The organism is Flavobacterium sp. JLP, assembly GCF_015350755.1.
Lineage (GTDB): Bacteria > Bacteroidota > Bacteroidia > Flavobacteriales > Flavobacteriaceae > Flavobacterium.
This window is the reverse complement of record NZ_JADKPS010000020.1, coordinates 1-582: the sequence shown is the minus strand read 5'-3', so window position 1 is coordinate 582 and position 582 is coordinate 1. Positions and strand designations below refer to the sequence as shown.

The 582-nt window shown below is 49.3% G+C and carries 1 protein-coding gene; it reads left to right on the top strand.

Features of this window, described 5'->3' with window-relative positions; all coding sequences use genetic code 11:
• The coding region (locus tag IRZ83_RS19415) for a cadherin-like domain-containing protein (RefSeq protein ID WP_194570770.1) at positions 1 to 582 on the top strand (582 nt) is incomplete at both ends.

Below are 582 nucleotides of genomic sequence, written 5' to 3'. Positions count from 1 at the left end.
GGCAAATGACACGGATGCGGAAGGAAATGCGCTTACAGCGATTTTAGTTTCAGGCCCATCAAACGGAACCCTGACCTTAAACGCAGATGGATCATTCAGCTATACGCACGATGGAAGCGAGACCCTGACGGACAGCTTTACTTATAAAGTGAACGACGGAACAGCTGACGGAAACACGGTAACGGTTAATTTGACTGTTGCTCCGGTAAATGATGCTCCGGCTGCGGCAGCAGATTCTTATACAACAGCTGAAGGCGGAACGCTGAACGTTCCGGCATTGACAGGAGTTCTGGCAAATGACATAGATGCAGAAGGAAATGCGCTTACAGCGATTTTAGTTTCAGGCCCGTCAAACGGAACCCTGACTTTGAATGCTGACGGATCATTCAGCTATACGCACAATGGAAGCGAGACCCTGACGGACAGCTTCACTTATAAAGTAAACGACGGAACAGCTGACGGAAATACGGTAACGGTTAATTTGACTGTTGCTCCGGTAAACGATGCTCCGGCTGCGGCAGCAGATTCTTATGCAACAGCTGAAGGCGGAACACTGAACGTTCCGGCATTGACAGGAGTTCT